This window comes from Enterobacter sp. UPMP701 (assembly GCF_053709515.1).
Genome location: NZ_JBSKJN010000001.1, coordinates 508,806 through 526,906, shown reverse-complemented (window position 1 = coordinate 526,906; position 18,101 = coordinate 508,806). Strand labels below are relative to the sequence as shown.

Annotated in this window: 20 protein-coding genes and 2 tRNA genes; 10 read left to right on the top strand and 12 right to left on the bottom strand. The window is 55.7% G+C overall.

What is annotated here, in order from left to right; genetic code table 11:
* The first annotated feature begins 67 nt into the window (after nt 1-67).
* Nucleotides 68-1,216 carry a cyclopropane fatty acyl phospholipid synthase gene (gene cfa / locus ACWKXT_RS02575; protein WP_454527040.1) on the top strand — a complete coding sequence of 383 codons (1,149 nt, stop codon included), beginning with the start codon at nt 68-70 and terminating at the stop codon, nt 1,214-1,216.
* A 31-nt stretch (nt 1,217-1,247) separates the two neighbouring features.
* Here cfa and ACWKXT_RS02570 read toward each other — a convergent pair whose 3' ends face one another.
* Nucleotides 1,248-1,889: a riboflavin synthase subunit alpha gene (locus ACWKXT_RS02570; RefSeq protein ID WP_454527041.1), complete on the bottom strand. Its 642-nt coding sequence runs from the start codon at nt 1,887-1,889 to the stop codon at nt 1,248-1,250.
* A gap of 226 nt (nt 1,890-2,115) precedes the next feature.
* Between ACWKXT_RS02570 and mdtK the strand changes: the two genes are divergently transcribed.
* From mdtK to ACWKXT_RS02550, 4 genes are all read left to right on the top strand, one after another.
* Nucleotides 2,116-3,489 (top strand): MdtK family multidrug efflux MATE transporter, encoded by a 1,374-nt coding sequence (gene mdtK / locus ACWKXT_RS02565; protein ID WP_454527042.1) that lies wholly within the window; start codon nt 2,116-2,118, stop codon nt 3,487-3,489.
* 153 nt (nt 3,490-3,642) lie between these two features.
* A tRNA-Val gene (locus ACWKXT_RS02560) sits at nt 3,643-3,719 on the top strand.
* Nucleotides 3,720-3,723: 4 nt separating this feature from the next.
* A tRNA-Val gene (locus ACWKXT_RS02555) sits at nt 3,724-3,800 on the top strand.
* Between the two features lie 118 nt (nt 3,801-3,918).
* Nucleotides 3,919-5,514 carry an FAD-NAD(P)-binding protein gene (locus ACWKXT_RS02550; protein ID WP_454531572.1) on the top strand — a complete coding sequence of 532 codons (1,596 nt, stop codon included), beginning with the start codon at nt 3,919-3,921 and terminating at the stop codon, nt 5,512-5,514.
* Nucleotides 5,515-5,542: 28 nt separating this feature from the next.
* Here the strand turns inward: ACWKXT_RS02550 and ACWKXT_RS02545 are convergent, their stop codons facing one another.
* The gene (locus ACWKXT_RS02545; RefSeq protein ID WP_080327337.1) at nt 5,543-6,178 is read right to left on the bottom strand and encodes a carbonic anhydrase; all 636 of its coding nucleotides are present in this window, start codon (nt 6,176-6,178) and stop codon (nt 5,543-5,545) included.
* A gap of 72 nt (nt 6,179-6,250) precedes the next feature.
* A complete protein-coding gene (locus tag ACWKXT_RS02540; RefSeq protein WP_454527044.1) occupies nt 6,251-7,033 on the bottom strand; it encodes an MBL fold metallo-hydrolase in 783 nt (260 codons plus the stop codon).
* Between the two features lie 125 nt (nt 7,034-7,158).
* Between ACWKXT_RS02540 and ACWKXT_RS02535 the strand changes: the two genes are divergently transcribed.
* Nucleotides 7,159-7,299 (top strand): hypothetical protein, encoded by a 141-nt coding sequence (locus ACWKXT_RS02535; RefSeq protein WP_454527045.1) that lies wholly within the window; start codon nt 7,159-7,161, stop codon nt 7,297-7,299.
* Nucleotides 7,300-7,333: 34 nt separating this feature from the next.
* On the opposite strand, the gene ACWKXT_RS02530 is transcribed toward ACWKXT_RS02535, so the two are convergent.
* The 5 genes from ACWKXT_RS02530 to ACWKXT_RS02510 form a co-directional block, all read right to left on the bottom strand.
* Complete coding sequence (locus tag ACWKXT_RS02530; protein WP_151413253.1) at nt 7,334-7,813, bottom strand: GlcG/HbpS family heme-binding protein; 480 nt, start codon at nt 7,811-7,813, stop codon at nt 7,334-7,336.
* Nucleotides 7,814-7,903: 90 nt separating this feature from the next.
* Entirely contained in the window at nt 7,904-8,515 is a 612-nt protein-coding gene (locus tag ACWKXT_RS02525; protein ID WP_454531571.1) for a response regulator transcription factor, read from the bottom strand.
* Entirely contained in the window at nt 8,508-9,821 is a 1,314-nt protein-coding gene (locus ACWKXT_RS02520; RefSeq protein WP_454527047.1) for a sensor histidine kinase, read from the bottom strand. The genes ACWKXT_RS02525 and ACWKXT_RS02520 overlap by 8 nt, the downstream gene beginning before the upstream one ends.
* Nucleotides 9,822-9,913: 92 nt before the next feature.
* A complete protein-coding gene (locus ACWKXT_RS02515) occupies nt 9,914-11,320 on the bottom strand; it encodes a DUF1996 domain-containing protein (protein ID WP_454531570.1) in 1,407 nt (468 codons plus the stop codon).
* 144 nt (nt 11,321-11,464) lie between these two features.
* Nucleotides 11,465-11,632: a hypothetical protein gene (locus ACWKXT_RS02510; protein ID WP_013096943.1), complete on the bottom strand. Its 168-nt coding sequence runs from the start codon at nt 11,630-11,632 to the stop codon at nt 11,465-11,467.
* Nucleotides 11,633-11,873: 241 nt separating this feature from the next.
* Between ACWKXT_RS02510 and ACWKXT_RS02505 the strand changes: the two genes are divergently transcribed.
* The 4 genes from ACWKXT_RS02505 to ACWKXT_RS02490 are packed head-to-tail and all read left to right on the top strand — an operon-like array spanning nt 11,874 to nt 14,937.
* Nucleotides 11,874-12,704, top strand: a complete 831-nt coding sequence (locus ACWKXT_RS02505; RefSeq protein WP_454531897.1) for an ABC transporter substrate-binding protein — start codon at nt 11,874-11,876, stop codon at nt 12,702-12,704.
* 1 nt (nt 12,705) lies between these two features.
* Nucleotides 12,706-13,521, top strand: coding sequence for an amino acid ABC transporter ATP-binding protein (locus ACWKXT_RS02500; protein ID WP_454531569.1), 816 nt, complete (start codon nt 12,706-12,708; stop codon nt 13,519-13,521).
* The gene (locus tag ACWKXT_RS02495) at nt 13,521-14,267 is read left to right on the top strand and encodes an amino acid ABC transporter permease (protein WP_454531568.1); all 747 of its coding nucleotides are present in this window, start codon (nt 13,521-13,523) and stop codon (nt 14,265-14,267) included. Before ACWKXT_RS02500 ends, ACWKXT_RS02495 begins: the two co-directional genes overlap by 1 nt.
* Nucleotides 14,251-14,937 (top strand): amino acid ABC transporter permease, encoded by a 687-nt coding sequence (locus ACWKXT_RS02490; protein WP_454527051.1) that lies wholly within the window; start codon nt 14,251-14,253, stop codon nt 14,935-14,937. Before ACWKXT_RS02495 ends, ACWKXT_RS02490 begins: the two co-directional genes overlap by 17 nt.
* Here ACWKXT_RS02490 and fumD read toward each other — a convergent pair.
* From fumD to ACWKXT_RS02470, 4 genes are all read right to left on the bottom strand, one after another.
* Nucleotides 14,918-15,127, bottom strand: a complete 210-nt coding sequence (gene fumD / locus ACWKXT_RS02485) for a fumarate hydratase FumD (protein ID WP_028012876.1) — start codon at nt 15,125-15,127, stop codon at nt 14,918-14,920. The two genes, ACWKXT_RS02490 and fumD, sit on opposite strands and share 20 nt — an antisense overlap.
* 110 nt (nt 15,128-15,237) lie before the next feature.
* Entirely contained in the window at nt 15,238-16,050 is an 813-nt protein-coding gene (locus tag ACWKXT_RS02480; RefSeq protein WP_063142945.1) for a MetQ/NlpA family ABC transporter substrate-binding protein, read from the bottom strand.
* 28 nt (nt 16,051-16,078) lie between these two features.
* Nucleotides 16,079-16,747, bottom strand: coding sequence for a methionine ABC transporter permease (locus ACWKXT_RS02475; protein WP_008500617.1), 669 nt, complete (start codon nt 16,745-16,747; stop codon nt 16,079-16,081).
* Nucleotides 16,740-17,762 carry a methionine ABC transporter ATP-binding protein gene (locus ACWKXT_RS02470; protein ID WP_454531567.1) on the bottom strand — a complete coding sequence of 341 codons (1,023 nt, stop codon included), beginning with the start codon at nt 17,760-17,762 and terminating at the stop codon, nt 16,740-16,742. The genes ACWKXT_RS02475 and ACWKXT_RS02470 overlap by 8 nt, the downstream gene beginning before the upstream one ends.
* Between the last annotated feature and the right edge of the window lie 339 nt (nt 17,763-18,101).

The following is an 18,101-nucleotide window of genomic DNA, read 5'->3' as shown; positions in this document are numbered from 1 at the left end:
CTCACAAACCAAAAAAAGCGTCTACGCTGTTTTAAGGTTCTGATCACAGTAGGGTGATGGAGAAGCTATGAGTTCATCGTGTATAGAAGAAGTCAGCGTTCCGGACGATAACTGGTCCCGGATCGTCAGTGAACTGTTAGGTCGAGCAGGCATCACTATCAACGGATCATCCCCATCCGATCCTCAGGTTAAACATCCCGACTTTTTTAAACGCGTATTGCGCGAGGGGTCGCTTGGCCTGGGAGAAAGCTATATGGACGGCTGGTGGGAGTGCGAGCGGCTGGATATCTTTTTCGCCAGCGTGTTGCGTGCCGGTCTGGAAAAACAACTCCCTCGTAATATCAAAGACACCCTGCGTGTCGCTTCTGCCCGGCTATTTAATCTGCAAAGTAAAAAACGCGCGTGGATCGTTGGCAAAGAACACTACGATCTTGGCAACGACCTGTTCAGCCGCATGCTGGACCCTTTCATGCAATATTCCTGCGCTTACTGGAAAGAGGCGTCGACGCTTGAAGAGGCTCAGCAGGCCAAACTGCGCCTGATCAGCGAGAAACTGCAGCTGCAGCCCGGCATGCGCGTGCTGGATATCGGCTGCGGTTGGGGGGGACTGGCGTATTTTATGGCGAAGCACTTCGGCGTCAGCGTGGTCGGCGTCACGATCTCCGCCGAGCAACAAAAAATGGCGCAGGAGCGCTGCCAGGGGCTGGATGTGGATATCCGCCTGCAGGATTACCGGGACCTGAACGAACAGTTTGACCGCATCGTTTCCGTTGGCATGTTCGAGCACGTCGGGCCAAAAAACTACGACACCTATTTTGAGGTGGTGGACCGTAATTTAAAACCGGATGGTATTTTCCTGCTGCACACCATCGGCTCTAAGCGGACCGACAATAATGTTGACCCGTGGATCAATAAATACATCTTTCCGAATGGCTGTTTACCGTCCGTCCGCCAGATTGCCAACGCCAGTGAACCCCATTTCGTGATGGAAGACTGGCATAACTTCGGCGCGGATTACGACACCACGCTCATGGCGTGGCATGCACGTTTTCAGGAAGCCTGGCCTGAAATTGCCGACAACTATTCTGAACGATTCAAGCGGATGTTTAGCTATTATCTGAATGCCTGCGCGGGGGCGTTTCGCGCGCGCGATATTCAGCTCTGGCAGGTTGTTTTCAGCCGCGGGATTGAACACGGATTACGTGTCGCCCGCTAAAAAATAACCCCGGTTAGCCGGGGTTATTTTTTTATTCTTCTTCTGCGGCTTTAATTATTGCCGCCTCTTTTGCCGCCAGCACGCGCTCAACGGTATCGACGACCGCCTGGGTTTGCGGATCGATTTCGATATTCACACGATGTCCCAGTTTTTTCGTCCCCAGCGTGGTGCGCTGCAGCGTTTCGGGAATTAAATGCACGCAAAAACGCGTCGGGGTCACTTCTCCCACCGTCAGGCTAATCCCGTCAATGCCAATAAATCCTTTATAGAGGATGTATTTCATTAATGCCGGATCCTGCACTTTAAACCAGATTTGGCGATTATTTTCTGAGGTGACGATTTTCGCCACTTCGGCGGTGGTCATAATGTGCCCGGACATCAGATGGCCGCCAATTTCGTCGCTGAACTTCGCCGCGCGCTCAACGTTAACGGTATCTCCGACCACCAGCTCGCCCAGGTTAGTGATACGCAGGGTCTCTTTCATTAAATCAAAGCTAATCCGGTTGCCATTAATTTCGGTTACCGTCAGGCAGCAGCCATTATGGGCAATCGAGGCGCCGGTTTCGATGCCATCGAGCATATATTCCGGCAGCTCAACCACGTGAGTACGGAAATTAGGTTTTTCATCAATGGACACCACTTTGGCGGTGCCCTGCACAATACCAGTAAACATGCTTACAACTCCTGTTTTTTTCCGGACGGTGGTGACACCGTTTAATCCCACCACAATATCAGTTGGAAAAACAGGTTGCCAGCGGAGCGCATTTTCTGGCGATTTTTTCACTAGATAAATAGCTAAAGCCCGCTACAATAGCTGGCATCCCCCTGCATTTTCTTCTTGCTGCCAGTTACGGCGGCTTTTTTAGTCTCTCAAATAACTACAAAATAAAGGTGTTCACGTGCAGAAGTACATGAATGAAGCGCGCCAGCTATTGGCACTGGCAATACCAGTGATCGTCGCGCAAGTGGCCCAGACCGCAATGGGATTTGTGGATACGGTAATGGCGGGTGGCTACAGCGCCACCGATATGGCGGCCGTTGCCATCGGCACGTCAATCTGGCTTCCGGCCATCCTGTTCGGCCACGGTTTGCTGCTCGCACTCACGCCTGTTATCGCTCAGCTCAATGGTTCAGGGCGACGCGAACGCATTGCCCATCAGGTCCGTCAGGGCTTCTGGCTGGCCGGGTTTGTCTCCGTGCTGATCATGGTCGTGCTCTGGAACGCCGGTCATATCATCCGCGCCATGCACAATATTGATCCGGCGCTGGCAGACAAAGCCGTCGGCTACCTGCGCGCCCTGCTCTGGGGTGCGCCCGGCTATCTCTTTTTCCAGGTGGCGCGTAACCAGTGTGAGGGGCTGGCGAAAACCAAGCCCGGCATGGTGATGGGCTTTATCGGCCTGCTGGTCAATATTCCGGTGAACTATATCTTTATATACGGCCACTTTGGCATGCCGGAACTTGGCGGCGTCGGCTGCGGCGTGGCGACGGCGGCGGTTTACTGGGTCATGTTCTTCTGTATGATCGCCTTTGTGAAACGTGCCCGCTCCATGCGCGATATTCGCAACGAGAACAGATTCAGCACGCCGGACTGGAGCATCATGACGCGCCTGGTGCAGCTGGGCTTGCCGATTGCGCTGGCCCTGTTCTTTGAAGTGACGCTCTTTGCCGTGGTAGCCCTGCTGGTCTCCCCGCTGGGGATTGTTAACGTGGCCGGTCACCAGATTGCGCTTAACTTCAGCTCCCTGATGTTCGTCCTGCCGATGTCGCTGGCGGCGGCGGTGACGATTCGCGTGGGCTTCCGCCTGGGCCAGGGGTCAACGCTGGATGCGCAAACGGCCGCGCGGACCGGGCTGGGCGTGGGTGTCTGCATGGCCATTTGCACGGCGCTCTTCACCGTGGCGCTGCGAGAGCAAATCGCCCTGCTCTACAACGACAATCCCGAAGTGGTGATGCTGGCCTCGCACCTGATGCTGCTGGCTGCCATTTACCAGATTTCCGACTCCATTCAGGTGATTGGCAGCGGCGTGCTGCGCGGATATAAAGACACGCGCTCCATCTTCTTTATCACCTTTATCGCCTACTGGGTGTTGGGTCTGCCGGCGGGTTACGTTCTGGCGCTAACCGATCTGGTGGTTGACCGCATGGGTCCGGCGGGGTTCTGGATGGGCTTTATCATCGGCCTGACGTCGGCGGCGATCATGATGATGCTGCGCATGCGCTTCCTGCAGCGCCAGCCATCAGCGGTGATTTTGCAGCGCGCCGCACGTTAAATACGCAGTAGCCGCCGTCTGCCGGCTACTTTCTCTTCACTTTGCGCGGTAATGAAGCAATCGCGTGAAATCAGAGAGAAAAATGCGTTTTCCCTCTTGCCTCCTTGATGCTGTGCCGCTAATATTCGTCCCCGTTGTCACCGACAACACGTTGCGTTCATAGCTCAGTTGGTTAGAGCACCACCTTGACATGGTGGGGGTCGTTGGTTCGAGTCCAATTGAACGCACCATTCTGCGTCCGTAGCTCAGTTGGTTAGAGCACCACCTTGACATGGTGGGGGTCGGTGGTTCGAGTCCACTCGGACGCACCATTTCAGTCCTGAAATGGTGCAAATTCTCTCCTGTTATCCTGAATTCTCCTAATCCCTTATTTTCATCATTATTCTCCTGCTACGCTTTTCTTATGAAAAAAAAACAGGAAGACCGTCGATGAAGAGAATCGCGATTATTGGCTCCGGCCCCACAGGGATTTACACCTTTTATCATCTCCTTAAAAACAGCACACCGCTCTCTGTTTCCATCTTTGAACAAGCCGCTGAAGCTGGCGTGGGCATGCCCTATAACGACGACGATAATTCTCGTCTGATGCTGGCGAATATCGCGAGCATTGAAATCCCGCCCATTTTTATGACCTACCTCGACTGGCTCAGGCAACAGAGTGACGCTCATCTGGCGCGCTTCAGGGTGGATAAAGCCCGCCTGCATGACCGGCAGTTCCTGCCCCGGCTCCTGCTGGGGGAGTATTTCCGCGACCGCTTTCTTGCCATCGTAGAAGAGGCAAAAAAGCTGGGATTCAAGGTTGATGTCCATGAGTCTGCTAAAGTCACTGACATCATCCCCTCGACAACCGGCGTAACGCTTTCCGTCAACGGCAGCGCCTTACCCGATACATTCGACCTGGCGGTTATTGCTACCGGTCACGTCTGGCCTGAGGAGGAAGAAGCCACGCGCACGTTCTTCCCCAGCCCGTGGTCCGGGTTGATGGACGCCACCCTTCCCCCGTGCCGCGTGGGCATCATGGGAACATCCCTGAGCGGGCTGGACGCGGCTATGGCGGTGGTGATGCAGCACGGTGAGTTTCGTGACGGTAAATTCATCCTCGACAAAGGCAGCGAAGGGTTAAACATTACGCTGATGTCCCGGACGGGCATTCTGCCGGAGGCCGATTTTTACTGCCCCATTCCTTACGAGCCGCTGTCGGTATTGACCGAATTCACGGTTGAAAACGAGATCGCCAAAGGTTCGGACGGTCTGCTTGACCGCATATTTTCCCTGATGGTGAAAGAGCTTGAACTCGCCGACCCGACGTGGTGCGAGAAAATTGGGCTGCGCAATCACGATGCAGACAGCCTCCGCGATGCCTGGTTTGAGGATCGTAAACTGCACGGTCCGTTTAGCTGGGCGGAGGAGAATCTCAACGAGGTTGAGCGCAACAAACGCGAACGGCGCACCGTGGCCTGGCGCTATGCCGTCCTTCGGCTGCATGAAGTGGTTCAGGAGATTGTGCCCCACCTCAACGAGCAGGACAGGGAGCGCTTTAAGCAAGGCCTGGCCCGCGTATTTATCGACAACTATGCGGCCATCCCGCCGCAGTCTATTCGCAGGCTGCTTGCGCTTCGCGAGGCTGGCATCATTAGCGTGACGGCGCTTGGCGATGATTACACGCTTGATGCCGGCAGCGATCGGACGGTAATCACCACCAAAGAGGCCGTATACCGTTTCGACGTGTTTATTGATGCGCGCGGACAAAAACCGCTCAAAACAAAGGATTTGCCTTTCCCGACGCTGCGTAAACAGCTGATGGAAACGGGCGACGAGATACCCGACGTTGGCGAGGATTACACGCTAAAAGCGCCTGAAACAGTTCGCGGGCGCATTGCATTCGGTGCAATACCGTGGCTGATGCACGATCGTCCCTTCGTTCAGGGGCTGGCGGAATGTGCGGAGATTGCAGAAGCGATGGCGAAGGCGGCTGAAAAATCTGCCTCGGGGAGACGGCGTCGATTACCGTACGTGGAGAACTGACAGGGCTTCCATGCCCTGAAAAGAGATATTACTCGAAGAAGACTTCCGGGTTTTCAGACAGCGAAACGAACGTTTTCGTCGCTTTGTCCAGCGCACGAATTTCGCCGCTTTCAATGTCGTAAACCCAGCCGTGCAGTCGGATAGAGTTGTTTCGCAGGCCCACGGCTACGGACGGGTGGGTCTTAATGTTGCTCAGCTGGGCAAACACGTTTTCCTGCACCATCGCATTGACTTTGTCGATCGGCTTGTCCCAGGCTTTCTTCTCCACCACGGCTTTCGCCGCGTCGGAATAGCGCAGCCAGTGGGAGACGGCAGGCATCGGCTCCAGATTGGCGTTATCAGCAATCGCCTTCATCGCGCCGCAGTTGGAGTGACCGCAGATCACGATATCCGTCACGCCCAGCGCCACAACGGCGTATTCGATAGTTGCTGAGACGCCGCCCGGCTCTGGTCCGAAAGGCGGGACAATGTTGCCAGCATTACGAATGACAAAGAGCTGTCCCGGCTCTTGCTGGGTAACCAGTTCAGGGACCAGACGGCTGTCGGAGCAGGAGATGAACAGCGCTTTGGGATTCTGGCTGGACGCTAAACTGCGAAAGAGCTCTTTACGTTGCGGGAAAATCTCTTTTTGAAAGCTGAGAAAACCTTCAATGATATGTTGCATAGCAATTTCTCTTTTATCTGTTTTAGTTTAGGTATGATCGCGATCACACTTGTAAAGTTTACCCACCGTGCTTTACCTGAGACAAGCAATATATTTCTGGCCTGACCGCTGGACGATATCATCGGCGTTCGCCGGAATAGCCTGCCCTTCAAACGCACCGTAAAGACGCGCGAACGCTTTCCCTCTCAGACGCCGGGTGACGTCCTCAACCGTACGGGCTGGCAGAGGAAGCATATTCGGGTAGCTCCACATAAACGACACCGCATCTTTCCCCGGGGTGACCTGCAGGATATCCCCCGCCAGCAAAACGCCCTCGCCCTCCTGCCAGTGCAGCACCGTCCCGCCAGCAAAATGGCCGCCGAGACGCAGCAAGGTGACCGACGGCCAAATCTCCAGCGCCTCCCCCTCCCAGAAATGCATTGCCGGGCTGTCACGCATCACCCACTCGCGGTCGCTGGCATGCAGATAGATCGGAGCATCGAAAGCCGCGGCCCACTCCTGCATCGTGGTGTAATAGTGCGGATGTGAAATCGCAATGGCGCTGAGGCCACCAAGCGCGGAAATGAGCGTTTGGGTTGTCGGGTCAAGGTTGGCGATGCAGTCCCAGAGAATATTGCCGTGCGGGGTGCGCAGGAGCAGCGCCCGCTGGTTAATCGCAAAAGCGGGTACCGTTTTGATGCTGAACAACGCGGGCTCCAGCAGCTGCCATTTATTCGCGTGCGTGGACGTCAGCGTCGCGTAATCAATCCACGCCTGGCCGCTGGCCGGGACGTACTGGCGTTCATCCTCGCAAATAGGACATCTTTCGGGTTTTCCATCATAGGAGGTACCGCAGGTTTTACAGAGTGTAATCATGAGCGCTCCTCAGCGATAAAGCACTGAGTATGGCAGGGATTATCCTTATGTGCTGCGCGGTACATTACCGGCGTTTTTTACCCTATACTGTGCCAGTATCAAAAACTGAACATAGCAGGTGCCACATGGAAATTGATCTCGATAATTTGGTTTTTAACGGACTGGATGAAGCGGAAGAGCGTAACGCGGAACGTCTGGACGACGCGGATAAAAGAGCGCAGGCGATCGTTGCCGATGACGACTGCGGTGATGCCTGCAAGATCTGATGAAAAAGCACCGGCATAACCGGTGCTTTTTATATTACTTTTTCAGCCCGTCAATGGCCGCCTGCGCGCAGGCTTCATCAAGATGACCACCCGGCGCGCCGCCGATGCCGATCGCCCCAATCACCTCATCGCCTTCTTTGACCGGCAGACCACCAGCCAGCAGCAGGTAGCCCGGGATATCACGCATGTTCTGTGCGCCCGCGTTGCTTTGCGCCGCTTCCATCACTTTGCCTGACGCATTCTTTGCGCTAAGCGCCGTAAACGCTTTCATTTCGCTGGCTTTTACCGTGTGAGGACCGGCATTATCCATACGCTGTACCGCTTTTACCACGCCCGCACGGTCAACCACGGTGACTGCGACCTGGTAGTTTTTCGCTGCACAGGACTGAATGGCGGATGTTGCCAGCGCGTTTGCCTGCGCCAGAGAGAGATTTTTTTGGGTCAACGTCTCGGCCTGTGCGGCCAGACTTACGCTACCCGCGACCAGTGCCGCAACCATCATAACTTTTTTCATTGCACTTCCTCGAGTGTTGTTTGACATCTCAAAGGTTACTTAACTGCACAACGAAACGTAATTCGGTTGATTACGCACTCGACCTGGTAGTTATACGGATTGCAATTTGTCATATTCCCGGCTTGCCTGAACCAGACTGGTGACGCCGAGCTTGGCAAACGCCGCCGCGCGGTGCGCTTCCACGGTTCTGGGCGAGAGGTTCAGACGTGCGGCCACCTCTTTATTACTGCACCCTTCCATCAGCACGATCAGCACCTCGTGTTCCCGCGCGGTTAACTGCTCAAAGCGGGCTTTAAGCCGCGAAATTTCCTGCCAGACGGTAAAACGTCGCTGGCTTTCTGCAAGGGCCAATCCCACCGTTTCGATAAGCTTATCGGCATCCAGCGGCTTGGTGAAAAACTCGAACACGCCGTTACGAAATGCCCGACGACAGGCATCGACGGTGCCGTGCCCGGTCATAATAATCACCGGCAGCAGCGGCCACGGCCATTCACCTTCTTCCAGCCAGGTCAGCCCGCCTTTGCCCGGCATGCGCATATCCAGCAGCATACAACCGACCAGCACGGGTTCACCGCCGTGCGCGCGCGTAAAGGCGTCGATGCTCGCATATGTCTGCACCTGCCAGCCCATTCCCGACAGCAGAAACGCTAATGATTCTCTGATGGACTCGTCGTCATCGATGAGCCAGACCACCTTACCCATGCTTTGTCTCCTTTCCTTCCGCCAGCTGCAAGCGGATCTGCGCCCCACCCTGCGGGGCATTGCCCAGGGCGATCGAGCCGTTCATGCGCGTTATCAGCGTTTCCGTTAACGTCATCCCCAGCCCAATTCCGCCGGGGCGTCCGCTAAAGAAGGGCATAAACGCGTTCTGCAGGGCTTCCGGGCTAAACCCGGGCCCGCCGTCGGTCAGGGTGACGAGAATACCCTTCTCATTTTTCTGGCTGTCGATTCGTACCCAGCCGTGCGTGTTCTCCTGCTGCGCCTGAATCGCATTACTCAGCAGATTATGCAGGATCTGCTCCAGCCAGAGTCTGTCAGCCAGCACGGTCGTGGCATCTGCGGCAAACGCATGGATTATCGCGATACGTCTGGATTTGCGCTCGTGCTCCAGTAAATTCTCCACCTGCTGCCAGCACTGTACCAGATCGGTTTCCCGCAGGGTTACCTTCTCCTGAACAACATGCTCGCGGAACCGCGTCAGCAAGGCGCTGATACGCTGCGTTTGCAGTAACGCCGCCGCGAGCGCCTGCGACACAGCCTGCGGGTTCCCCTGCTGGTGCTGCCGCTGCGCGCCCTGGATCCAGGTTTGCACGGCGGTAAGCGGCTGATTAATTTCATGGACAATGCCCGCGGTGATCTCCCCCAGCGTATTCAGCCTGGCATGCTGATAATAGCTAGCACGCTGCTCAGCCTGCTGCCGCTGTTTGCGCTGCCAGAGTACGGTTCCCGCGCCCGCAATCACCATCCCCCACGCCAGAAAGAGCAGCGGATAGGGCAGCCAGGCAACCCGGAACCAGTCCGGATTTGCCGAGGCAGAGAGAATAAATGGCTGAGTATGCTGCGAAAAAGTGCGCTGCCAGTGCCAGAAATCCCCCGTCGACGGCGGTGTATCATCATTCGTGACGCTTAAATGCAGCTGCGCAAAAGTATGGCGCGTCGGAAGCAGCGCGCTTAAGTCAATCAGGACACGGATCTGCCGCCACGGGTTGTATAACCAGTACTGAACGCCGCGAAACGGCTCCACGCGTGCCGCGTCCAGCGCGCGACCGGTGGTTTTTTCCAGGGCCTTAATATGCGGGAATTTTTTGCGTAACGCGGTGATATCTTCATCGCCATTCAGAAGCGGCAGTACCGACTCGTTTTGCGTCAGCACGGCGCCGATCGCCGAATAGAGTGCCGAAAACTCGCGATCGCGCTCCCAGAACTGACGTCGTATCTGTTCCGCATACAGCAATACGCCACTTATCAGGCAGACCATCACCCACGCAGCGATGCTGCGCTTTATCATCTTTTTTATGCTCATAGCGTTAACTGGCACCGTCATTCAGGCTGTCGACATTACCAGTTAACGTTGATAAGAACAAAAAAACGCGGGCGTAATCAGATCTCCGGCGTTTTGCTAAAACCGGTCAGCATCAGGATCAGACTTTGCGGGGAAGATGCCGTCTCAAACTGGTAGTGATTTCCCTGACGATCGCCGCCGATATACCACGAAATCTCGGTTTTCCCTTCAGCCAGCGCCTTGCGCACCGCTTTATCCACGTCCACCATCCGGTACTCGCGGGCGTGGTTCAGGTAAAGCACCGCATCCGAACGGTAGTTGCAGGCTGGCCGCGACTGCCAGCTTACGCTGGCCGGATCCCAGTCATTGCTCGCCGGATAGAAGAAGATTTGATCCGCGCCGTTGGTTTCTACTTTCCCGCCATAAATACGTATGCGGTATTTAAACTGCGAAGGATCCTGCCCGGCAGGCAGCGGGGGAATATGAAACTTCACCAGCGACAGCGTTTCGCTGTTTTTGGTGCGTCCGCCGTTGTGCCAGTTATCCTGCACCAGTAAAACCTGTGGATCCGGCTGGGAAAGCGCGGGCTCCAGGCTGCTGAGCCAGACGTTAGCCTTCGCTTTTGAATAACCATACGGCACGGTAGTGCCGCAATCTATCCCGCGGTTCATGCACAGGTCGGTCATAAAGCGCGCGGCATCTTCCGTCCAGCCGTTCATGAAGTCCGCATGCGCCGTATACAGGCTTCCCCACAGTTCTTCCCGCTCGTTACCGTGCATGATGGGATCGAGAGAAAGCTGCGCTTTGCTGGTATCGAGTGAACTCATCGTCGGGAGCACATACGCAATATTCATGTTCACGGTGGGGATTTTCACCGGGAAAGCGGACGGGCACTGCCCTTTCGTGTCATAAGTGGCGTTGGCCAGCCCGTGGGCGGGCTTCAGGTTGACCCCGTCCCAGCAGTTCGGAAACTGAATGCCGATATTAAACTGCACGGCATCGTTCGCTTTGCGTAAGCCGCAAACTTCGCCCGTTTTGGTGGTGTAGCCCTTGCCGTTGGCGCATAAGAAGGTGATATGTGGATTCGGCGCGGTACCGTGATGATCTCCCGCCAGCAGCGACAGCCCCGCCGGGAACGGGTGCAGCGGCCAGGCGTCCACGTTCGATGCCTGATAATAGGTTTTTTGATAGGCCGGTTTGACCACCGTTCCGTCAGGCAACCTCAGTGAGGGAGCCCAGTAGGCCGAGCTGTCGGCTTTGTTATCGCAGGTGGTCTTTTCATCTCTACGCAGCGATTCGCGGCTGGAGAAGGCATCCGTTTGCACGTTGCCAAAAAAATCGTGCAGCATGGCTTCGTTGGGCATGCCGTACATCATAATGGCATCGTCGCCGAGCGTGTGGGAGTAACCGCAGACAACATGCGCCTGTGGTGCAGCGTGCGCCGCCTGCATGGCAATCAGTAATGCGGTAGCAGAAAGTGCCGGGGTTAATACTGTCCGTTTCATTATCATCTCCATCTCTGAAAGGAGATAGTGGTAACAAAACGGCCATCGTTTACCGAGGATTTACCCGCGTATTTTTCCGCTCATCCCTGCTTTACAGCCATCACGCACAGCTCATTCCAGTACATTTCGCGCGTGCGGCGCAGTTCAGCGTGACGTTTTATCATGGAACCACTCCGGGTCGATGTTGGCCACGTCTACGCCGTACAGGCTGGCGACAGGCAGTATTGACTCCAGAACACGCTGCGCGCTGTTCTCCGCATTCGCTGGTCGGGTCGCAAAAAACCGCCGTAGCGTGCTGATCCATTTTTTCATTGCCTTTACCCCTCTCGCTTCACCTGCCCTGAGTTAAGCACGCCTTTCCTGACAGCGGAAATATCAATTCCGGCAGTGGATGTGCAGGAAGTGCAAATAGCCCCGGTCATTTACCTGCCAGTAACATACTGTTCACTAATGCTTTTTTGTATATAGCAAAGAACGATTTCTTATTTGGCGATAGCTTTTGCTTATGGGAGCGTAACGGTGCAAAACAAAAACAACGGGACGAACGATGACTATGGCAGCAAAGATGAAAGGCTTTAAAAAAGGGACGGTGGTTCTGGGATTACTGGCCGCCGGGAGCCTGATTTCAGCGCAGGCGCAGGCCGATCGGCTGGCGGAGATTAAGGCCGCAGGGGTGGTGAAAGTCGCCACGTTTGACGCCAACCCGCCCTTTGGCTCTATTGATGCAAAAACGCACGAGATCGTGGGTTACGACGTGGACTTTGCCAACGCGCTGGCAAAATCCCTTGGCGTCAAGCTCGAGCTGGTCGCCACCAATCCGGCGAACCGAATTCCGCTGCTGCAGTCCGGTAAAGCGGACCTGATCGTGGCGGATATTACTATCACCCCGGAACGCGCACAGGTGGTTGATTTCTCAACGCCTTATTTCGTCACTGGCCAGCAGTTCCTGGTTCCGGCTAAATCACCGGACAAGCTTGATGACTACAGCCGGGCGCGCATTGGCGCGGTCAAAGGAACGACGGGCGAGCAGGCGCTGCACCAGCGTTTCCCGCAGTCACGCGTGCTCTCTTATGACGATATTCCCCTGGCGCTGACGGCACTGCGCAATGGAAACGTGCAGGCCATAACCCAGGACAGCACTATTCTTGCAGGCCTGCTGGCACAGGCCCCGGATAAAGCGAACTTTAAAATCCTGCCCGATCTGCTCAGCAAGGAAGAGATTGGCGTCGGGGTGAAGAAAGGTGAAACGGCGCTGCTGAAAGCCGTCAACGATGAGCTGGTTAATCTTGAGAAGAACGGTCAGGCGGCAAAGATCTATGACGTCTGGTTTGGCCCAAACACGCCCACTCCACAGCCTCGTGCCTTTAAAATAGAAGCCCAGTAATATGCTCTCAGGTTTATTTTCCCACTCCGCGGCCGGTGCCGCGGATTTTTCACATCTGGAACAGGCCAGCGTTGAGTTTTGTCACGTGGACAAACGCTACGGCGACCATCAGGTTTTGCGCGACATTAACCTCACCATTACGCCCGGTGAAGTGGTTGCTATTCTCGGCCCTTCCGGTTCGGGTAAATCAACGCTGATCCGTCTTATCAACCAGCTTGAAACCCTGAGCGGCGGGGAAATTCTGGTCGACAGCAAGCCGACCGGGCAGCTTTCCGGCAGCAGGCTGCGCCAGTTACGCAGCCGCGTGGGATTTGTGTTTCAGCAGTTCAATCTCTATGCCCACCTCACCGCCAGCCAGAACATCACCCTGGCGCTGGAGCATGTGCACGGCTGGAAGCCGCAGCCTGCCCAGGAGCGCGCGCTGGCGCTGCTGGAAAAGGTCGGGATGCTGGAAAAAGCCCATCATTTTCCCGCGCAGCTTTCCGGCGGCCAGCAGCAGCGCGTGGCGATTGCCCGCGCCCTCGCCTCGTCGCCGCAGATCATCCTCTTCGATGAGCCGACGTCGGCGCTCGATCCGGAAATGATTGGCGAAGTGTTGTTCGTCATGAAAGCCCTTGCCCATAGCGGGATCACCATGATTGTAGTGACTCACGAGATGCAGTTCGCCCGGGAAATTGCCGACCGGATTGTCTTTATCGACGGCGGGCAGATTCTTGAAACCGCGCCGCCGGCACAGTTTTTCAGCCAGCCGTCGCATCCCCGGGCGCAGCGTTTCCTGCAAAAAGTGCTGAACCCGCTGCACCAGGAGCAGCTCTGATGCCCGCCCTCGACTGGCAGGGCGTGCTGGCCGGACAGCCTCTGCAGTGGATACTCTCCGGATTTCTCACCACCCTGTGGGTGACGCTGGCGGGGGCGCTGATCGCCAGCCTGCTCGCACCGATCTTTTTACTCCTGCGTCTTTCCGGTGGACGCATCGGGAATGCGGTCGTCAGCGGCTGGGTATCGCTGTTTCGCAATACGCCGCTGCTGGTGCAGCTGCTGTTCTGGTACTTCGCCGCCTGGAACGGATTACCGCAGGGCTTTCGAGACGCGGTGAACGCGGATCACAGCTGGTCAATTCTGCCCGGCGACGTCTGGTGGTTTACCCCTGAGTTTTTATGTTCTGCCTGGGGGTTGGGCGTCTTTACCTCGGCGTTTTTAATTGAGGAAGTGGCATCGGGATTGCGTTCTGTTCCTGCCGGACAGCAGGAAGCGGCGCTGGCGCAAGGGTTCTCCTCGTGGCGTTTATTTCGCTACATCCTTCTGCCGCAGGGGCTCGCCAACGCCTGGCAACCCGTTGTCGGCCAGTACCTCAATTTGATGAAGCTCTCCTCGCTCGCCAGCGGGATTGGCTTTGCTGAGCTCACCTACCAGGTTCGGCAGATTGAAAGTTACAACGCCCACGCCCTGGAGGCGTTTATCGTCGGTACGGTGCTCTATTTGCTTACCGGCATTGTCATGGGAATGGTGCTGGTGCGCGTCGGCCCGCATTCAGGGAGGAAAAAAGATGATTACCGGATTTAACGTTATTGTCGAAAACCTGGATTATCTGCTGTGGGGACGAACGGCAGCGGGTGAACCCGGCGGCGTACTGCTCTCGCTGCTGATGGCCGCAGGGGCCGCCCTGCTTGCGCTTCCCGGCGGCGTGGCGCTGGCATGCCTCGCCTGGCGCTATCCTGGGCTGGTGCGCAGGGGGCTTTTTCTGTGGGCGGAGTTGATTCGCGGTATTCCACTGATTTTTGTGATTTTCTGGATGTGGTATCTGTTGCCGCTGATAACCGGCGGAGATCTGCCGGGGGCGCTGACCGTGACGCTGGCGCTGGCCTGGTTTACGGCGGCATCGGTGATGCATTCAGTTTTTGCCGGGCTCAGGGCGCTCCCGTCGGGTCAAAACGAGGCCGCGCTGTCTCAGGGGTTCAGCACGCAGCAAACCCTGTGGCGCGTGCTGCTGCCGCAGACGCTGAGAAATATTTTGCCGTCGCTGGTGGGGATTTTTATCAGCCTGCTGAAGGATACGTCGCTGGCATTCATCGTGAACGTCCCGGAACTGACCACCGTAGCGGGCCAGGTCAACAACCGGGTGCAAATCTACCCGGCGGCCATCTTTATCTTTACGGGTGCGGTCTATTACCTGCTCTGCTGCTCGCTTGAACAGGTCGCGAAACGCTGGCGCGTTAGCCGGCCAGCGCCTTAACCACCGTTTCCATCGCTTCAGTTGTCAGTGCGCTGCGCTTGATGCGCTGGTTCGCCAGCGCCGTGCGCAGCACGCCCGCAATGACAATATGCTTCGGCTCCTGCCCTAAATCACGCATCTCAAGCACCACTTTGCCGACCACCCGGCACATCTCCTGGTACAGCGCTTCGTCTTTGGTCACGTTACCCATCGTCATCACTCCATTGCCTTTTAAACGTTGAGCTTAAATGATTCTCCTGCCGGATACAAAAAAGAAGCCCGGCGAGAGACTCGCCGGGCTTCATCTGTAAAATCAGCGAATTAGTTATTTACAGGAATAACCGCGCCTTTGTATTTGGTGCGGATCCAGTCCTGAATCTCTTTGGAGTGCAGCACGTTCACCAGCGCGACGATATCTTTCTTCTTCTCGTCACCGCGATGCACGGTAATGATGTTGGCGTACGGGTTGTTTTCACCGCTCTCAACCGCGATCGGGTCGTGAACCGGGTCCAGACCGGCGTCAATCGCGTAGTTGGCGTTGATCACTACCGCAGCGCCTTCGTCGTTGTTGTACATCTGCGGCAGCAAAGACGCTTCCACGTTCGGCGTGAACTTCAGCTTTTTCGGGTTCTCAACGATGTCGCTGATGCGCGCAGTCACTTTATCGATGCCCGGCTTCAGCTTAATCACGCCCTCTTTTTCGAAGATAGAGAGAATACGGCCTTCTTCAGAAACCGCGTCACGCATGATGATCTTGCCGCCTTCCGGCAGGTCTTTCAGCGACTTGTATTTTTTGGAGTAGATGCCGATTGGCTCAATGTGGATGGCGCCCGCACTGACAAAATCGTAGTCCTTGTCACCCGCGTGATCTTTCAGCACGCTGTTCAGGTAAGGAATGTGCTGGAAATAGTTGGCGTCGATGTCATGACCCGCCAGCGCGGTGTTCGGCAGAATGTAGTCCTGGAACGGTTTAATCTCCAGGTCGATACCCTGCTTCGCCAGAATCGGCTTTGCCTGCTCCAGAATTTCGGCGTGCGGGGTGTTGGATGCGCCCACGGTCAGGGTGTCGGCCCAGGAGGCAAAGCTCAGGGCGCTCAGGGTTGCGGCGGCAATCAGTGTCAGTGTCTTTTTCATGATGATGGTTCCTGTGTGTTATTAGAGATTATCTTTTGTCTAACAGTGAAGTAATGACATCGCCGCAGAACTGGATAATGAAAACGATGATTAAAATGGTCACCGTTGCCACCAGCGTGACGTCACCATGGTTGCGCTGGAATCCTTCCAGATAAGCCAGATTTCCCAAACCACCGGCGCCAATCACCCCCGCCATAGCGCTGTAGCTCACCAGCGCAATCAGCGTCACCGTAATACCTGAAACCAGTGCGGGTGATGATTCCGGCAGTAAAACCCGAAACACTAACGTGCTCAGTCGTGCGCCCATCGAGCGCGTTGCTTCGATGACGCCTTTATCCACTTCACGCAGGGCGATTTCCACCAGGCGTGCGTAGAACGGTGCCGCGCCCACAATCAGCGCCGGCAGCGCCGCGTTGGCGCCAAGAATGGTGCCGACGACGGTCTTGGTGAACGGGATCAGCAGGACAATCAAAATGATGAACGGAATGGAGCGGAACACGTTCACCACAATCGAAATGACGCTATAGACCGTGCGGTTGTGGAACAATCCGCCGCGCGCGGTTAAAAACAGCGCCAGCCCCAGCACGATACCCAGCACAAAGGTCGCCACGCCGGACAGCGCGGTCATGTACAGCGTCTCCAGCGTCGCCGCCCAGAGCTGATCCCACTTCAGATGCGGAAAGAGATTCTCAGCCATGTTTAATCACCTCGCCTTCAATATCGCTGTGCTGCAGGTCGGCGAGGATATTGTTCAGTTGTTCATCGGATGCCACGACATGTACCCAGAGCTGCCCGAAAACGCCGTGGGCGGTTTGCGTCATTTTCCCGTGCAGGATGTTAAACGGCAGGCCGTAGCGCAGGGTTAATTCCCCGACAATCGGCTTGTGCGTGCTGTGTCCGGTAAAGGTCAGCCTGATGATCGTGCCTTCCAGATCGTTTGCCAGTTCGGTATTGAAGGTTTCCTCCTCGGCATACTGGCTTACCTGACGGACAAACTGCTGCGTAATGGGCTGCTGCGGATGGGTAAAGACGCTCAGCACGTCGCCCTCCTCCACGACTTTACCGTTCTCCATCACCGCCACACGGTCGCAAATTTTGCGCACCACGTGCATCTCGTGTGTGATCAACACGATGGTGAGTTTGAAACGGCGGTTAATATCTAACAGCAGATCGAGGATCTGATCGGTAGTCTGCGGGTCGAGCGCGGACGTTGCCTCATCGCAGAGCAGTACGTCGGGGTTGTTGGCCAGCGCGCGCGCAATTCCCACGCGCTGTTTTTGCCCGCCGCTCAGCTGCGACGGGTACGCATTCTCACGCCCCTTCAGGCCAACCAGCTCCACCAGTTCGGCAACGCGCGCCTTAATGTTAGCTTTTGGCACACCGGCGATTTGCATCGAGAAAGCGATATTCTCGCTCACCGTGCGCGACCACAGCAGGTTGAAATGCTGGAACACCATGCTGATCTTCAGGCGCGCCTGACGCAGCGCTTCACCCTTTGCAGCAGAGATATCCTGCCCGTTAATGGTGACGCTTCCGGCGCTGGGTTTTTCCAGGCCGTTCAGCAGACGAATCAGCGTGCTTTTCCCGGCCCCGCTGTAGCCAATAATTCCGTAAATCTGTCCCTGCTCTATCGTCAAATTGACGTTATCAACGGCAGTCAGCGCGACCTTTCCGTTGTCAAAAACCTTCGAAATATTCCTGAGTACGATCATTCTTATACGTTATCCGTTCCGCACATAGCGGTTTAGAAGTATGGATGTCCAAACGATAGTAAACAGGCGTTAACAGCTTTTAAATGAACAAAAAAGCATGTCTTATAACTTTCAGAAATAACCCGCGGATTTGCCGGGTGGGAAGTATTTAGACCAATTTCAGCAATGATTATCTGCCAGATGCATATGTGCTGGCTGACATCCTGTAAAAGCGGTCATTTTTTCAGCATTTCATGCCAGTATAGCCATCCCCACATCCAGACAACTTTACGTCTTGCTGTCCTGACATCCAAAAACGGCATTTATATTACTTTCTGTTCTAAAAGGCAGTGAATGGTT

What these genes read in the sequence shown, in the direction of transcription:
- ACWKXT_RS02540 (WP_454527044.1), bottom strand. Translation starts at nt 7,033, where the DNA reads ATGATTACACTCTGTAAAACCTGCGGTACCTCCTATGATGGAAAACCC.
- ACWKXT_RS02475 (WP_008500617.1), bottom strand. Translation starts at nt 16,747, where the DNA reads ATGGCTGAGAATCTCTTTCCGCATCTGAAGTGGGATCAGCTCTGGGCG.
- ACWKXT_RS02510 (WP_013096943.1), bottom strand. Translation starts at nt 11,632, where the DNA reads ATGAAAAAATGGATCAGCACGCTACGGCGGTTTTTTGCGACCCGACCA.
- ACWKXT_RS02535 (WP_454527045.1), top strand. Translation starts at nt 7,159, where the DNA reads ATGGAAATTGATCTCGATAATTTGGTTTTTAACGGACTGGATGAAGCG.
- ACWKXT_RS02520 (WP_454527047.1), bottom strand. Translation starts at nt 9,821, where the DNA reads ATGATAAAGCGCAGCATCGCTGCGTGGGTGATGGTCTGCCTGATAAGT.
- ACWKXT_RS02490 (WP_454527051.1), top strand. Translation starts at nt 14,251, where the DNA reads ATGATTACCGGATTTAACGTTATTGTCGAAAACCTGGATTATCTGCTG.
- fumD (WP_028012876.1), bottom strand. Translation starts at nt 15,127, where the DNA reads ATGGGTAACGTGACCAAAGACGAAGCGCTGTACCAGGAGATGTGCCGG.
- ACWKXT_RS02495 (WP_454531568.1), top strand. Translation starts at nt 13,521, where the DNA reads ATGCCCGCCCTCGACTGGCAGGGCGTGCTGGCCGGACAGCCTCTGCAG.
- ACWKXT_RS02530 (WP_151413253.1), bottom strand. Translation starts at nt 7,813, where the DNA reads ATGAAAAAAGTTATGATGGTTGCGGCACTGGTCGCGGGTAGCGTAAGT.
- ACWKXT_RS02515 (WP_454531570.1), bottom strand. Translation starts at nt 11,320, where the DNA reads ATGAAACGGACAGTATTAACCCCGGCACTTTCTGCTACCGCATTACTG.
- ACWKXT_RS02505 (WP_454531897.1), top strand. Translation starts at nt 11,874, where the DNA reads ATGGCAGCAAAGATGAAAGGCTTTAAAAAAGGGACGGTGGTTCTGGGA.
- ACWKXT_RS02500 (WP_454531569.1), top strand. Translation starts at nt 12,706, where the DNA reads ATGCTCTCAGGTTTATTTTCCCACTCCGCGGCCGGTGCCGCGGATTTT.
- ACWKXT_RS02470 (WP_454531567.1), bottom strand. Translation starts at nt 17,762, where the DNA reads ATGATCGTACTCAGGAATATTTCGAAGGTTTTTGACAACGGAAAGGTC.
- ACWKXT_RS02550 (WP_454531572.1), top strand. Translation starts at nt 3,919, where the DNA reads ATGAAGAGAATCGCGATTATTGGCTCCGGCCCCACAGGGATTTACACC.
- ACWKXT_RS02525 (WP_454531571.1), bottom strand. Translation starts at nt 8,515, where the DNA reads ATGGGTAAGGTGGTCTGGCTCATCGATGACGACGAGTCCATCAGAGAA.
- cfa (WP_454527040.1), top strand. Translation starts at nt 68, where the DNA reads ATGAGTTCATCGTGTATAGAAGAAGTCAGCGTTCCGGACGATAACTGG.
- ACWKXT_RS02480 (WP_063142945.1), bottom strand. Translation starts at nt 16,050, where the DNA reads ATGAAAAAGACACTGACACTGATTGCCGCCGCAACCCTGAGCGCCCTG.
- ACWKXT_RS02570 (WP_454527041.1), bottom strand. Translation starts at nt 1,889, where the DNA reads ATGTTTACTGGTATTGTGCAGGGCACCGCCAAAGTGGTGTCCATTGAT.
- ACWKXT_RS02545 (WP_080327337.1), bottom strand. Translation starts at nt 6,178, where the DNA reads ATGCAACATATCATTGAAGGTTTTCTCAGCTTTCAAAAAGAGATTTTC.